Raw genomic sequence first — 14,982 nt, forward strand, 5'->3', positions numbered from 1 at the left:
TATTCTAATCGCATTTTAAGCTTATATTAAGATTGGCGTCCTAATATAAAGATACCCCTTAACATAGATGCAGAAGCCCCTTCGAACCGAGATCCGAAGGGGCTTCTTCGCGTGTGCATGCAGGATGATCACATCAGGCATGGCCGCAAGAAAGATGGTCACAAGCTTGTCTCCAAATTGTTACAATCAAGTAATGTAAAGCGATTTTTCTCCCCTTATAATTGAAGAAGCAGCTTATTCATGGGGGGAATCAGACATTGAAATCGTACATCATCGCAGGCATTACCGCTTTACTGCTTATCGTCATTATGAGCCAGCTGCTTCAGGACCGCGTGCAAGCGCAGGATGAGGCAGCCCCAATCGTGATTGTGGACGGGGAAGCTGTTCCTTCGCCAGGGTATCCTTTTTATTCCGGTGATATTTTATATGTCCCGGCAAGGGTGATGGGGACGTACTATCCGTATACTTTCCGTTGGGATAATGCGGAGAAAAGCTTGCAGCTTGATGCACCGGACGGAGTAGTTATCCTCAAGAGCGGCAGTAGAGAGGTAACAGTGCATGGCGAAGCTTTGTTTCAGCTTGATGCACCGGTACTGCTTCGGCAAGGGCATGTGTACATTCCGGTCGATTCCCTCTCATCGTTGACCGGGGCAGAAGTAACGTATCGTTCTATCGAGGATGTGACAATTACATCGGGATCGGTCAGCATCAGCGTCCGGGAACCGAAGGAACCGCTGGCGACCGCAGAGGACAGCAGCTACAAGCTGTATGCTGCCTTGAAGGACAGACAGAATTACAGAGGCTTCATTCTGGAGGCCGGAGCTGCCCGCTATTCCTACGATTGGCAGGCGCCTAGGCTGCCGAGTTATGAACCGGTACTGCATGCGGAAGATGTGGACGGGGACGGCCAGCCGGAGGTTGTTGTCATATTCACGACCGGGACTGGCACAGGGCTGCACATGGAAGAAATTCATGTGGTAGATCCGCGGGACGGTCAAGAGATTCCGGTGTTGTCTGCAGAGCAGGCGGCCGATGAATGGATTGAATCCCGCATCACCCTGGAAGGCTCGGAGCTGGTTATTGACGTGAAGCTTAAAGGGGAGACGCCACAGGCATGGTCGTTCCGAATTCCGGATGTTGAGCCGGGCGATCATTATAACAGCCAGGTCGGTGTTGGCGGGGTTATCTATTACGATGTGGAAGGCGGGAAGCTGACGGCCGAAGCTGCCGCTAATATTGGATTCGCGAATTATATTGGAGATTTTGAGTTCGAGTATGACCGGTCAGAGCGCGGGTTCGAGCCGGTTGCCGTCACTTTCCATCCGTTCCCGGAATTCGAGAAATACCGCATTCGCTAACGTGATGGTACCCTTGCTCTCCGGACTGAAATCGATCCGGGTTTGCCCCTTCCCTATGATTTACGATATGATAGATTGGAATGTAAAAATGATCATAAGATAGAGTGGGAGAACTATGGAAGATTTAATATTGTGGTTAAAGTATCTCGTGCTAGGCATTATTCAGGGGGTGACGGAGCCGATTCCGGTATCCTCCAGCGGGCATGTTATCATTGCCCAGCGGTTGATGGGTATGGAGCAGAACGGGTTGTCATTTGAAATATTGACGAATACGGCTTCGCTTGCAGCCATCCTGTTTATTTATCGCAAAGACATCGCTCGATTGATTGTGAACGGACTCGCTTTCTTGCGGACGCGCAAGGCCGAGTACAGATCGGATTTTATGTTTGTGCTGTATATCGTGATCGGTACGATCCCGGCGATGGTGATCGGACTGCTGTTCAAAGAGCAGATTGAAGCTGTATTTTCCTCCGTACATACCGTGGCAATTGCGCTCTTGTTCACCGGGGTTGCGCTATGGCTGATCCGGAACCTTCGCGGCCGCAAGCGGGACGGGGATCTGTCGGTGAAGGACGCGGCTATCGTCGGTTTGGCGCAGGCCGTAGCGCTTATACCGGGCATCAGCCGCTCGGGTGCTACCGTCATTGCCTCGATTGCTGTCGGCATGAAACAGGATACCGCGCTGCGCTTTGCCTTCATGCTGTACATCCCGGTCAGTCTCGGCGGTGCGGTGCTTGGCGTGTCGGATATTATGGGCGATCCTGAACGCTCGACACTGTTTGTGCCTTATCTTATCGCATTTGTAGCTACGTTGATATGTACGTATTTTGCCATGAAATGGCTGATGAACATTATGGCCCGCGGCAATCTGAAATACTTTGCGTACTACTGCTTCTTGGCCGGAACCTTGCTGTTGATCTTTTTGTAACTCATCAGGTTGAATGTGACAAGAACAATCGTGGCCTTGCCTTTTGTGGCGAGGGACGGTTGTTTTTTTTCGGGTTAATCGTCCTTATTCTTGTTGCTTCGATTGGCCGCGATAACAAATGCGATGATCACGAGCGGAATAAAAATGAACCAGGGAATATGAATCGATGTCTGCAACAGAATAGCCACCAGCAGCAGCAAGACCATGCCTACGATAATATAGAGGCAGCCTCTTCCGAATGTTTCCAAATCCATCAGCTCCTTTTGTTGTGATTATACGCGGAGAGAGAGTCTAAGTTTCATGGAGGTTACGGAAATTTCAGTCGGTACAAACGGGGGCTCTTCTGCATGCCATCACGCCCTGGTGGTCACGCTGACATGCAGAAGAGCCCCGCAGCTTTAACATACAGGATGAAACGCATTTCAGAGCAAGCTTTTTGTGTGACATGTTGCGGAAGGTTTTGAACATCGCTTCGCATTCATGGTAGTATGCAGACATGGAAGTCAGCGGTGAAAGGGGCTTATGACGGACGATGGCGAATATTAAAGAGATTGCCAGACAGGCAGGGGTGTCGGTGTCAACCGTATCACGGGTGCTGAACAATCACCCCTACGTGAGTGAAGAGAAGCGTAATCGAGTTATGGATACGATAAAGCAGTTGAAGTATGCCAGAAACATGAATGCCGTCCACCTGATCACAGGCAGGACGATGAATATCGCGATTATGCTGCCGTTTGTCAACCATGTTTACTTTTCCGCCTTGATGGAAGGGGTGGGGAAAGGGGCGTTATCGGCCAGCTACCGGCTTATTTTGTGCCAGACGGGGTACAGCCAGGATAAGGAGCGGGAAGCGCTGGACATGCTGCGAAACCGCGAGGTGGACGGCATCGTGGTGCTGTCATCCTCCATTTCTCCGACAGAGATTGAGGCATACTGTGCGTATGGGCCGGTCGTATGCTGTCAGGATGCCGGAGAGAGGCGATTCTCATCCGTGTATATCAACCATACCGAAGCGTTTCGAAAGGCGATTCGGTATCTGATCCGCAAGGGCCATCGGCATATCGGCTTTACGGTGGGGAGAATGGACAGTCCGAGCACGGAGGCGAGGCTTATTGCTTACCGGGAGATGCTGGAGGAGCTGGGAGAGCCTTATCGCAAGGAATGGATACTGGACCGGTGTTTGGATATTGAAGACGGGGCAGCGATTATGGAGCGATTGTTCGTCATGAAGGAGCGCCCCAGCGCCCTGCTGGTGACGGGGGATCACGTTGCGGCCGGACTGATATATGAAGCGGAGCGGCGGGGGGTTAGCATTCCGGAGGAGCTGGCTGTGATCGGCTTTGACAATCATCCGATAGGCCGGATGCTCGGACTCACCACCATCGATAATCAGCTGCTGCAGATGGGGGAGATGGCCTTTGCGATATTGCATGAGCACATTGAAGGCACCCAGACCGCACCTGTCCGCCATGAGCTGGATTTTGAGCTGATCGAACGGGCCTCGGTCTGAATAGGCACGCCGAAACACCTGAAAGAAGTAGACAGGCGAATGCCTGAAAACGCCCCGATCCTTCTGCACAGGCAGAAAGGATCGGGGCGTTTATTAGATGGAACAATCTTCGATGCTGTTAGTTGGCAAGATCCTCAATCGAGGTAATGTCCATATAAGCTGGAACGACCAGGCCGGTTTTTACACCTTCCATGTTGGCGCCAAGGTCTTCAACTTGATCCTGGAATTGATTCCAGTAGTCGGCGTGCGTCAGCGGCAGCCATGCGGCAACCGTAGCGTCCACATCGGCGTTGGCAACACCCGTCCACATTGGGCCGGCTTCGACCTGAAGGGCCGTTACTTTAAAGCCAAGTCTGTCTTCCATAATCACTTTCAGCAGGTTGGTGCTTGCAATTTCGGAATCCCAAGCGACATAGCTGAATTTGAACTCTGTACCGTCTACAGGATTCACGCCTTCAGTCCATTCGTCCACCCGGTCGCTGTTGGCTTCCGCCCAAGCGCGAGCGGCTTCCTCAGGGTCCTGTCCTTCTTGGATAGCTGTCATAATTTCGCCCATCTCATCGGAAGTCCATTTGAAGTTGCTCAGGAACTGATAGGCTTCCGGCTGGTCCTCTTGAAGGCCGAGACGAACCACGGTATGGATTTCTTCGGCTTCACCATAGACCAGCTTTGGATCCTCCAAATATTTCAGATCATACTTGGCGAACATCCAGTGTGGCGTCCAGCCTGTAATGATGATGGGCTCTTCATTCTTGAGCGCTTTATCCAGCGTAGCTGTCATCGCAGCACCGGAGCCTTCCACAAGCGTCCAGTCGCTCAGACCGTATTCCTCGATAGCGGTAGCGGTTGCTTTCATAATACCTGCGCCTGGATCAATACCGATGATTTGATGATTCACTTGAGATCCGACAGAAGCGGAAGACTCTCCCTCACCCGTTCCTCCGTTGTTGCCCTGATCACTGTTAGTTCCGCTGTTACATGCGGACAGCATCAAGACGGCGACAAGGCTAAACATCAGCCAAAGCTTCGTTTTTTTCATGCTTAAGCACCCCTCTTTTTAGATTTAAATATATTTTGTGTAAAGCGGTCCAGCACAATCGCCAAGATGACGACAGCCAGGCCGGCTTCAAACCCTTTACCAATCTGCAGCTGGGTAACTGCGCGATACACCTCGGCGCCAATACCTTGCGCACCGATCATGGAGGCGATGACGACCATCGACAGGGACAGCATGATCGTCTGGTTAATCCCTGCCATCAAGGTTGGCAGTGCCAGCGGCAGCTGAACCTTGAACAGCTTCTGCGCCGATGTGGAGCCGAAGGCGTCTGCGGCCTCGGTCAGTTCGCCGGATACTTGCATAATGCCAAGACGGGTCAGGCGAATGGTTGGCGGAATCGCGAAGATAACGGATGCGATCACGCCCGGTACCACGCCCAGGCTGAAGAATGTAACCGCAGGCAGCAAATATACGAACGCCGGCATCGTCTGCATAAAGTCCAGAATCGGAATCAAGATGCGTGATGCGGTCTTGCTGTAGGCGGTCAGAATGCCTAGCGGCACACCGAGCAGTACGGATATCAAGGCCGATGTAATGACCAGACTGAGCGTGCTCATCGTCTGGGACCAGTAGCCCAGATTATCAATGACGAGGAACCCGATGGCCGTGAACAGCGTCAGCGGCAGTCGACCCAGGAACCAAGCAAGCACCGCCAGAATCAGGATGAACAGATAAGGATGCGGCAGCATGAATACATAATTGAAGAATCCAACAACCTTTTGAATAATGAATGCAATCGTATCAAATAATCCGGCGAGGTAAGTCCCCATCCAATCAACGAGTGATTCAATCCAGCTTGCGAGCGGGATTTTAGGCATCTTGCTTCACCTCCTCGCTCTTGCTTTCGCCAGCCAAGGCGCCAAGAACGGCTCCGCGCACGATCACGCCGAGAAGTCGGCCGTTGTCGTCCACAACCGCCAGTGGAACCTTGGACAAGCTGGTGATTTCAAACAGTTCATTCAGTAATGTATCCGGTCCAACCTTCGGGCCGTCCGTGACGAGAATGTCTTCCAGTTTGCGATTGTTGCGCATCGCGTCCGAAGCGTCTTCGGCGGTAATGACACCGAGCATCTTCTTCGTGCGGTCAATGACAAACAGGTTGGAGATGCCGCGTTCACGCATCAGCTCCAGCGCAACCCGCGGTCCGCGATCCGGCGTGATGGTTTCCGGACGACGCATGACATGGGCGGCTGTCAGCACCTTGGACAGATCGACGTCTTCTACGAAGCGTTCTACATAATCGTTGGCCGGCTGGGTCAGAATTTCCTCAGGCGTGCCGATCTGCACGACAGCGCCATCCTTCATAAGGGCGATGCGGTCTCCGATTCGGAGCGCCTCGTCCAGGTCATGGGTGATGAACACGATCGTTTTCTTCATTTTGTCCTGAAGCTCAATCAGCTCATCCTGCATATCCCGGCGAATAAGCGGGTCAAGTGCGCTGAACGCTTCGTCCATGAGCAGAATCTCCGGATCATTGGCGAGCGCTCTGGCGAGCCCGACACGCTGCTGCATGCCGCCGCTAAGCTCGTGAGGCATTTTGTCCTCCCAGCCCTTCAGACCTACAAGCTCCAGAGCGGTCATCGCTTTATCACGCCGCAGCTTTTTATCGACTTTCTGGATCTCGAGCCCGTACTCCACATTGTCAATCACCGTCCGGTGCGGGAACAGGGCGAATTTCTGGAACACCATGCTGATCTTCTTGCGCCGAACCTCGCGCAGCTGCTCCTTGTTCATCTTTCTCAAATCTTTGCCGTGAATAAGAATTTCTCCCGATGTCGGTTCGATCAACCGATTTAGCAAACGGACAAGGGTAGACTTGCCGCTCCCTGATAGCCCCATAATGACAAAAATTTCGCCTTGCTGAATATCGAAGCTGACTCGGTTCACCCCGACCGTAATGTTTTTTTCTTTTGCTAAACGGGCTTTGCTAAAGCCTTGCTCCAGCAGCTCCAGCCCTTGCTCGGCATGTGGCCCGAACAATTTGCTAACTTGTTTTACTTGCAAAATAGCCAAAAGTACTCCTCCTTTTTATATGGATAGCAGCGTACGTCACGATGTCAGTACGTTGATCTGTCGAATTGAAATGAGTCATATGGCCATCCTATATCCGTATTCGTCCCGGTCATATGAGTATGGACCCGCGACTGTAAACCCATGGAATTCATTGTAACAATCGATTCGTAAAGTATCAAACGTTATATCCGTACGTAAAGTACGTACAGAAAAAACTGTACAAAGTTATCCTTGAGATAACTCCAAGATGCTCCGATATCCTCCTGAATGGAGTTCTTTACTTTTAAAATGGCTTTACCTACAATAAGACAAGAGAAAGTGTGATTAGCTGGAGGAGAATCTGTCACGTACAGGAGATACTGCCTGTATCAAGGGATTTGTCGCTTTTGTCACTACTTCTTGGATGGTCACTGAAAGAGGAGGCTGCAAGCATGGGCTTGTACCATTTAGATGAGGTTCGGCAGGCAGCCGTGCAAAAAATCCGCAAGCGCGTGATTGAAAATATCGGACGCAACATGGATTTGTACGGCATCTCGATCTCAACGGGACATTTGTACGGTCTGTTATTCTTTGCTGACAAACCGATGAATCTCGATGAGATGGGACAGGAAATGAGGATGAGCAAAACGAGCATGAGTACCGGCGTGCGTACGCTGCTCGATTATAAAATGGTAAACAAGGTATGGGAGAAAGGCTCCCGCAAGGATCTGTACGAGGTGGAGTACGATTGGTACCAAACCTTTGCCGATTATTTTGATATTAAATGGCGGAAATCCGTAGAGAGCAATATTCTGGTCCTTCGCAAGGCGCTCGAGGAGATCGAGAAGCTGATGAAGGAGCATGAGGACGATGAAGAGCTGCATGCTGTGCTTCAGGCAGATCGTGCGAAAATGCGGGAGGCTGAGGCGTATTACCGTTGGCTGGATCGATTGATTGATACTTTTGTGGACGGTGATATTTTCAAGCTGGTTCCGAAGGAGCCTCCGGAAGACCATTCCTGATATCTTCACCATGTAGAGGGAAAATATAATTATCGAAGGCAATGTTTGCCTAAACGAGGTACAACCTGATCCGTCGGGTTGTGCCTTTTTTTCATGATCAGGAGTCCCAAAGTGAAGTTCTTAGAAAATATAACAATTTAGGCATGTTATGAGTGAGTACTCACTTTACATGTGACTTGTGTTGATTTATGATTAAAGTGAGTAATCACTCATCATTACGTGAAAAGAGGGTGACAAAATGCATGTCGATGATGTCCATGAGAAGATTGTATCGATCAACCAGGTATCGAAAGCGTATGGGAAGCAGGAGGTGCTGAGTCAAATTTCCTTAAATATTTACAAGGGGGAAATCTTTGGCTTGCTAGGGCCATCGGGAGCGGGAAAGAGCACGTTGGTAAAAATGCTGACCGGTTTGGAAGTGCCAAATGAGGGGGACACGTATCTTTTTCAACAAAAAATGCCTTCGTTAAAATTGATGGAGCGAATTGGTTATATGGCCCAGTCGGATGCACTATATGGTGAGCTGACCGCGAAGGAAAACCTTGAGTTTTTCGGTGCTCTCTTCGGGTTGAAAGGAAAGGCGCTGCAGCGAAGAATCGATCATGTGATGAGCATTGTCGAGCTTACCGAGCATCTGAATAAATCCATTCACCATTATTCAGGAGGCATGAAACGAAGGTTATCACTTGCGATTGCCTTGCTCCACGAGCCGGAGCTCTTAATTCTCGATGAACCGACGGTTGGAATTGATCCGGTCCTGCGAAAAAGAATCTGGGATACCTTTTACGAATTAAATGATAAAGGAACGTCGATGATTGTTACGACGCATGTCATGGGAGAAGCCGAGAAATGCCACAGGCTCGCTTTGATTCGGGACGGCGGGTTAATCGCTGTGGGGACACCCGAGCAGTTAAAGGCGCAGACCCATTCTTCCTCGATTGAAGAAGCGTTTCTGGCTTATGGAGGGGTGAAGGCATGAGAATACAAGCGCTGGTGATCCGTATTTTAAGACAGATTATGCGGGATAGGCGAACACTCGGATTGCTGATATTTGCTCCGATTGCGATTTTAACGATGCTTCATCTTGTGTTTAACGGTGGGGATTATGTTCCGAAGGTAGGTCTCATTCAGATTCCTGACGCGGTGGAGGCGCAACTGGACCAGAGCGGTGCTGACATTACGAAATACACCGATGCCGGGCAAGCCAATCAAGATATCGAGAAGCGGAGGATCGACGGTTATATTAGGTTTGACCATGGTTCCCCCTCCGTTGTGCTGGAAGGCAGCGATCCGAATGTGAACGGCGCTGTCATCCGGTGGATTCAACAGGCCGTGGCCCCGTTGCAACCGGGAGGTTCAACGAATCTGGAGATGACATTCATCCACGGTTCGGCAGAGATGAGTCAATTCGATTATTTTGGGCCCGTATTGTTAGGCTTCTTTATTTTCTTTTTTGTCTTTTTAATTGCGGGAGTATCCTTTTTAAGAGAACGAACCACCGGGACGCTGGAGCGGCTGTTATCGAGCCCTTTGCGAAAATGGGAAATTGTTGCCGGCTATATTGTCGGGTTCGGGATCTTTACGATGATTCAAGCTGCGCTTATTGCCTCCTATGCTATTTATGTGCTGGGGATGCTGATGGAGGGGCATTTCATTGACGTGCTTGTGATCACGCTGGTCCTTTCTCTCACCGCATTAACCTTGGGAATTTTGCTATCGGCCTTTGCCAATAATGAACTGCAAATGATTCAGTTTATCCCCATTGTCATCGTTCCACAAATCTTTTTCTCCGGACTGTTTAATTTGGAGACGATCTCTGATTGGCTCAACTGGATCGGCCCGTTTACACCGCTCTATTACGCTGCCGAGGCGCTGCGGAATGTGATGATCCGCGGGTACGGGTGGGGGGATACCTATATGGACATTTTAATGCTCCTCGGTTTCTCGGTATTGTTCATGTTCCTGAATATCGCGGCTTTGCGGAAGTACCGAAAGATTTAGCATCTGTGGCTATAATCCATTACAATAAAGGTACTATGGAATGAAGGAGTTTACGATGAACGGTCCGGACAATCTTATTGAAGAAATTTTTGAACAGAGTGACGAGCTTACAGAGAAGCAGAAGAAAATCATTCTGGCTGCGATCCAGTCGTTTGCCGAAAAAGGGTACGCCTCGACCTCGACAAGCGAAATCGCCAAAAGCGCCGGGGTTGCGGAGGGAACGATTTTCCGCCATTACAAAACGAAAAAGGATTTGCTTTATTCCATTATCGAGCCGATGCTGAAGAAATTTATTGCTCCTTTTGTCATTAAAGATATGGAAAAGGTTCTTAATGAAAAGCATGCTTCCTTTGAAGACTTTTTGAGGGCGATGATCGAGAACCGGATCAGTTTCCTTTCCAAGAATATGCTGTTGTTTAAAATTCTGATTCAGGAAATTCCCTTTCAACCTGAGCTAAAGGCCCTGTTTAAAGAGCATATTGGAACGAAGGTCATCACCCGATTCACGCAGGTGGTTGAGCATTATCAAGAAAAAGGGGAGCTGATTGATGCCCCGCCTCTCACGATCATTCGCCTGACCGCTTCAGCGATCTTCGGCTATCTAATCGTTCGCAATCTCCTGCTGCCCGAGCTGGACTGGGATGATCAAGCGGAAATCGATCAGACGGTTCAGATGATTATGCATGGAATTGCCGTGCCCAAGCAAGCGTGAACATGAAGATATATATGCGAGTATAAAGAATTTTTGGAGCCGCCTATTTACAAATGGGAATAGGTGGTTTATTATTATCACATCGATCTAGAAAATTAGAACGAACTACAATAGTGGAACAAACCACAAATACAGATTGAACAACGAAATTAGAACCGCCCCTATACTAAGAACGGAGTGATCTTGATGGAGCAGAATCCGAATCAAATGTTTGACATTACGGTGGAACAGGCTAAATTGCTCGGCAGCGCCCAGCGCGTGAAAATTATCGGCTGTCTTGTCGACATCCCCAAAACGGCTAAGCAGGTAGCTGATGAACTCGGGGAGTCACCGGGAAGCATTCATTACCACATTCAGAAGCTGTACGACGGCGGGCTGATCGAGCTGGTGGATACGCGGACGGTTGGCGGGATCGTGGAGAAATATTACAAGTCGAAGGGGAAGTGGTTCAATACATCCAGTAAGGAACTGGTCGATCCCGTTCTGTCTGACAGCTATAATGCGGCTTCCAGCACGAAGATGCAGCTGCGCTTGCAGTTGACAGAGGAGCAGCATGAGGAAATGACCCGAGAGTTTAAGCTCCTTCTGGAAAAATGGGTGAACCAAACGATGGCCACAAAAGGGCAAGACAGCAAGGAATATGCCATCGGCGTTAATGTCGTTTCGATCGAAGAAGCATCCTCCCAATAGAGGCCGCTTCTTCAATATTAGCAATGATGCGGTTTTTCCGGCGGCTCGGCCTCATTAAGATGAGCACAGCGCCGACTTCTTTTGTCTGAATATACAGTGAACAGGAGAGTTCTGAACGATGAATATATTGAAAAACCGCAATTTTTTGCTGCTGTTTATCGGCCGCATCCTGACCAATATTGGAGACAGCTTGTATGCCGTTGCTGCCATGTGGCTCGTGTATGATCTGGGCGGCTCGACCCTGTACACAGGGTTGGCCGGGTTTCTGTCCATCCTGCCCCGGATCATTCAGATTTTCTCCGGCCCGCTCATTGACCGCGTTCCGCTTCGAGGGCTGCTCGTATACACACAGCTGATTCAGGCCGGGCTGCTCCTGATCGTTCCTGCAGCTCACTATATGGGGTTTCTTACCGTAGGGCTGGTGCTGACCATCACGCCGATCATGAGCACACTTAACATGTGGGTCTATCCCGCCCAAATGTCCGCATTACCGAAAATCCTGGACAAAAAGCAGCTGACACAAGGCAACTCGTTATTCACGCTGGCTTACCAAGGCATCGATGTGGCCTGCAATGCGATTTCGGGCGGATTGATTATCCTGCTGGGCGCGGTTTCCCTGTATCTGTGGAACGCTGTCGGTTTCTTCATCGGCGCGGTTCTGTTCGCGCAGCTTCGCATTCACAGTGCTTCTAGTTCTTCTAACAATGATCTAACAACATCAAGGGAAACGCAGGTCAAAGACAGCACAGCCACTTCAACGAGCACCGATTCATTCAAATCCTATATGGAGGATATGCGCTTCGGACTGCGTTTCCTCCTCGGCTCGCCGCTAGCCCGTGTTCTGCTTGGCATGATTATGATTAACGCGGTGGGCGGAGCGACGTTCACCGTCATGCCCGCATTCGCCGACAGTCTCGGCGGGGCCGGTATCTATGGCATTCTTCTGATGGCGCAAGCCTGCGGCAGTTTGCTTGGCGCACTGGCGGCGCCATACCTGAAGCTGGAGAAGTTCAGGCTTGGGGTAATTTACGGCGTCGCGTTCTTTGTCATGGGGGCGGCCTGGGCACTTAGCGTGTTCACGCCATGGACCTGGCTGGTTGTATTGACCTATGGATTGGCCTGGTTCCCGGGCGGAATTACCAATGTCATTATCAACACGGTGATTCAGAAGACGATCCCGCAGCAGCATATGGCTACCGTATTTGCCGCTTCGAATGGGCTAAGCGGGATTGCAAGCCCGCTGGGAAGCCTGATTGGCGGCAGTCTGGGGCTCCTCCTGGCCAGCTCCTCCATCATAGCGGGCAGCGGCCTGATCGTCCTGCTGATCGGAGTGCTGTGGCTGCTTGATCCGGTCACCCGGAAGCTCCCGCCTCCGGACCGTATGGATGAGTCGCTGTTTGCTCCGCTGCAATCCGCTGCGCAGGAGCGCAGGGAACAGGCCAACCCGGCAGCACCGCCCGCATAGGAGCCGAAGGCTGGAACGCTGCATCCATGAACAAACCCCCGCTGACCGCACGATGCGGCTCACGGGGGGAATGAACGAGGATGGATCCGGTCACGCTATTTAATTCACTTGTATGCTTGATGCGCAATCGTATATTCGATCCCATCGATCCAGTCGGAAGCGCGGTAATCTCTGCCGCGCACAACCGTGCGGTCTTCATAGACATCGACGACATAGCCCTGGGAGCCTTCCTTCCGCTGGTCCTCATCCGTCCACAGGTAGGCCACGGAGGCGCAATTCAGCATGCTTGGCGAGGATGCCGTCGCCGGCACGTACGTATAAGGCGAGCCAAGCTCCCAGTGGGTATGGCCGGTGAACAGCACGACCCGGGGATGCTTGCTCAGGATGCGCTTCAGCTCCTCATCCTGACGAACACCGTACCATTGCTGATGGGCGAGCGAGCCGGACACCGTATCCAGCAGCGGCTGATGCAGGAATAGAAATATCGGCAGTTTGGCGTCCGGAACAGCGTCCAAGGTACGTTCGAGCCAAGCCAGCTGCTCTTCGCTGAATTCGCAGAATAACGGATCATTCGTCTCACTGCCGATGAATATAAAATGGGCTCCGCGAATGACATGATGATGATAGGGACCCGCCTGGCCGGTCGCTTGCAGGAAAGCGGCGATGCGGTTGTCCCATGTGCCTGCCGCTTCATGGCCCTGCTCCATATAGGCCGGAGGCAATAGATCCGCGTATTCCTCCGGAATGGCGGCCAGCCCGGCATGAGCTGCCTGGAGCCCGAGCTTGGCTGCCTCTTCGGCAAGCGCAGCTCCCGCGTGGCTGGCGAGATAGGTCTTTAGATCCTGCGGAGAGATCGTGCCGACATCATGATTGCCCTGCACGGTGTAAAGCGGAGGGAGCTTGCCCTGAAATTCCGCCAGGATGGCGGCATAACGCCGGTATTCTCCCGGATAACCATGGTTCGTCAAATCCCCGGCATGGGCAATGCAGGCGCTGTCCGGAAAATGCTCGGCAATGTCCTGCAATGCCAGCCTGAAATGATGATTGTACAGATGTCCTTCTTCTTCCTCGATATGCGTATCGGTGAGAACATGGAATCGAAATAAACGCTGATTTGTCATGTGCAGTACCTCCCCTTATCCGTGAGCGGATTGACTGAAATTAAGCCCGACTACGCCTGCGACAATGACGACGATCCAGAATACCCCGGCTAGCGTTATCTGCTCCTTGAAGAGCAGGGTGCCGGCCAGGGTGATGAGAATAATGCCGACACCTGACCACATCGCATACACGAGGCTGACTTTGAGATAGGCAAGAGAAAAGTTCAAACAGGTGAAGCTGACTGCATAACAGGCAAACATCACGATGGAAGGCAGGAGATTGGAAAATCCGGCCGAGTACTTCATCGCGAGGGTCCCTGCGAATTCAAAGAAAATTGCAATGAATAACCATAACCATCCCATTCGTAGTCGTCCTTTTTCTAGTGTAAGTTTAGGCTGTAATCGTAAGCTGCCCGTAGTCCTCGAAGCAGGATGTGGCATGTGTAATGACGGACCCGCCGGGTGACAGCTTGCCAAGGCGGACCGCCAGGCCGGCGCTGTGGGCCATGCTCATGTCGCTGGATGTGTCCCCGATCATAACGGCCCGGGTAAGATCCACCTGATGGCGGCCGGCCGCAAGCTCAAGCATATCCGGATAGGGCTTGCCGCGGACAACCTGGTCGGTTCCGATGATATCGGTAAAATAATGCGCCATCCCCAGCCACTGCATCTGTTTAACCGCAGTATCGGTTTCATCTGCCGTTACGATGAACATCGGAATCCGGAGCCTTGCCGCCTCCTCCAGGAACCGGCCTGCGCCAGGCAGAAGCCGCACGCGGCGCTCCAGCTCTACAGCCTTGTCGGCGTAAGCCAGGCATGACCGGCTCACTTTGATCGCCTCGAACCATGGCATGCCAAGCTCATAGCTGGAGAAGGTCAGAATCGTCTCCAGCTGCGCCACGGTTCCCATCGCGAGCGGTCCATTCCGGTCAACATCGGCGCCATGCGCAAGCATGCCGATCCGGGCCGGCATGTTCGCCGCTGCCTCGTATCCCTGCTCGGCCAGCTGAATAGCATATTGGCGGAGCGCTTGCTCCGCCCAATATCCCCAAGTATGCATGAAGTCGATGAGGGTGCCATCCTTATCCAGGAAGACGGCCTCCACCTGCCACTGCAGCTCGTTTAAATAAAGTTGTGCCATGTTCAT

At 51.5% G+C, this 14,982-nt stretch carries 16 protein-coding genes; 9 read left to right on the top strand and 7 right to left on the bottom strand.

Translation table 11 applies throughout. From position 1 onward, the window contains the following. Window positions 1–257 precede the first annotated feature (257 nt). Window positions 258–1,358, top strand: a complete 1,101-nt coding sequence (locus tag CHH67_RS08755; RefSeq protein WP_095264792.1) for a stalk domain-containing protein — start codon at window positions 258–260, stop codon at window positions 1,356–1,358. A gap of 115 nt (window positions 1,359–1,473) precedes the next feature. Then, window positions 1,474–2,286, top strand: coding sequence for an undecaprenyl-diphosphate phosphatase (locus tag CHH67_RS08760; RefSeq protein WP_095264793.1), 813 nt, complete (start codon window positions 1,474–1,476; stop codon window positions 2,284–2,286). 74 nt (window positions 2,287–2,360) lie between these two features. Here the strand turns inward: CHH67_RS08760 and CHH67_RS26175 are convergent, their stop codons facing one another. After that, window positions 2,361–2,534, bottom strand: a complete 174-nt coding sequence (locus CHH67_RS26175; RefSeq protein WP_179292083.1) for a hypothetical protein — start codon at window positions 2,532–2,534, stop codon at window positions 2,361–2,363. A gap of 284 nt (window positions 2,535–2,818) precedes the next feature. Between CHH67_RS26175 and CHH67_RS08765 the strand changes: the two genes are divergently transcribed. Next, window positions 2,819–3,796 (top strand): LacI family DNA-binding transcriptional regulator, encoded by a 978-nt coding sequence (locus tag CHH67_RS08765; RefSeq protein WP_095264794.1) that lies wholly within the window; start codon window positions 2,819–2,821, stop codon window positions 3,794–3,796. 118 nt (window positions 3,797–3,914) lie between these two features. Here CHH67_RS08765 and CHH67_RS08770 read toward each other — a convergent pair whose 3' ends face one another. The 3 genes from CHH67_RS08770 to CHH67_RS08780 are packed head-to-tail and all read right to left on the bottom strand — an operon-like array spanning window position 3,915 to window position 6,866. Beyond that, the gene (locus CHH67_RS08770) at window positions 3,915–4,835 is read right to left on the bottom strand and encodes a glycine betaine ABC transporter substrate-binding protein (protein WP_095264795.1); all 921 of its coding nucleotides are present in this window, start codon (window positions 4,833–4,835) and stop codon (window positions 3,915–3,917) included. Between the two features lie 2 nt (window positions 4,836–4,837). Beyond that, on the bottom strand, window positions 4,838–5,671 hold the full coding sequence (locus CHH67_RS08775) for an ABC transporter permease (protein ID WP_095264796.1): 834 nt from the start codon (window positions 5,669–5,671) through the stop codon (window positions 4,838–4,840). After that, window positions 5,664–6,866, bottom strand: coding sequence for a quaternary amine ABC transporter ATP-binding protein (locus CHH67_RS08780; RefSeq protein WP_095264797.1), 1,203 nt, complete (start codon window positions 6,864–6,866; stop codon window positions 5,664–5,666). Before CHH67_RS08780 ends, CHH67_RS08775 begins: the two co-directional genes overlap by 8 nt. Before the next feature lie 431 nt (window positions 6,867–7,297). Between CHH67_RS08780 and CHH67_RS08785 the strand changes: the two genes are divergently transcribed. From CHH67_RS08785 to CHH67_RS08810, 6 genes are all read left to right on the top strand, one after another. Next, window positions 7,298–7,867: a GbsR/MarR family transcriptional regulator gene (locus tag CHH67_RS08785; RefSeq protein WP_095264798.1), complete on the top strand. Its 570-nt coding sequence runs from the start codon at window positions 7,298–7,300 to the stop codon at window positions 7,865–7,867. 238 nt (window positions 7,868–8,105) lie between these two features. After that, complete coding sequence (locus CHH67_RS08790) at window positions 8,106–8,846, top strand: ABC transporter ATP-binding protein (protein WP_095264799.1); 741 nt, start codon at window positions 8,106–8,108, stop codon at window positions 8,844–8,846. Continuing rightward, entirely contained in the window at window positions 8,843–9,868 is a 1,026-nt protein-coding gene (locus CHH67_RS08795) for an ABC transporter permease (protein WP_095264800.1), read from the top strand. Before CHH67_RS08790 ends, CHH67_RS08795 begins: the two co-directional genes overlap by 4 nt. A 55-nt stretch (window positions 9,869–9,923) precedes the next feature. Beyond that, complete coding sequence (locus CHH67_RS08800) at window positions 9,924–10,580, top strand: TetR/AcrR family transcriptional regulator (protein WP_095264801.1); 657 nt, start codon at window positions 9,924–9,926, stop codon at window positions 10,578–10,580. A gap of 186 nt (window positions 10,581–10,766) precedes the next feature. Then, complete coding sequence (locus tag CHH67_RS08805; RefSeq protein ID WP_176475649.1) at window positions 10,767–11,270, top strand: winged helix-turn-helix domain-containing protein; 504 nt, start codon at window positions 10,767–10,769, stop codon at window positions 11,268–11,270. 118 nt (window positions 11,271–11,388) lie between these two features. Then, window positions 11,389–12,735: an MFS transporter gene (locus CHH67_RS08810; protein ID WP_095264803.1), complete on the top strand. Its 1,347-nt coding sequence runs from the start codon at window positions 11,389–11,391 to the stop codon at window positions 12,733–12,735. 104 nt (window positions 12,736–12,839) lie between these two features. On the opposite strand, the gene CHH67_RS08815 is transcribed toward CHH67_RS08810, so the two are convergent. From CHH67_RS08815 to CHH67_RS08825, 3 genes are read right to left on the bottom strand one after another with little or no spacing between them, the layout of a single operon-like run. Then, window positions 12,840–13,856, bottom strand: coding sequence for a metallophosphoesterase family protein (locus CHH67_RS08815; RefSeq protein WP_095264804.1), 1,017 nt, complete (start codon window positions 13,854–13,856; stop codon window positions 12,840–12,842). Window positions 13,857–13,871: 15 nt separating this feature from the next. Next, entirely contained in the window at window positions 13,872–14,198 is a 327-nt protein-coding gene (locus CHH67_RS08820; RefSeq protein WP_095264805.1) for a DMT family transporter, read from the bottom strand. 28 nt (window positions 14,199–14,226) lie between these two features. Continuing rightward, window positions 14,227–14,982 (bottom strand): HAD family hydrolase, encoded by a 756-nt coding sequence (locus tag CHH67_RS08825; RefSeq protein ID WP_095264806.1) that lies wholly within the window; start codon window positions 14,980–14,982, stop codon window positions 14,227–14,229.

It is taken from the genome of Paenibacillus campinasensis (assembly GCF_002272015.1).
GTDB classification, from domain to species: domain Bacteria; phylum Bacillota; class Bacilli; order Paenibacillales; family Paenibacillaceae; genus Paenibacillus_AQ; species Paenibacillus_AQ campinasensis.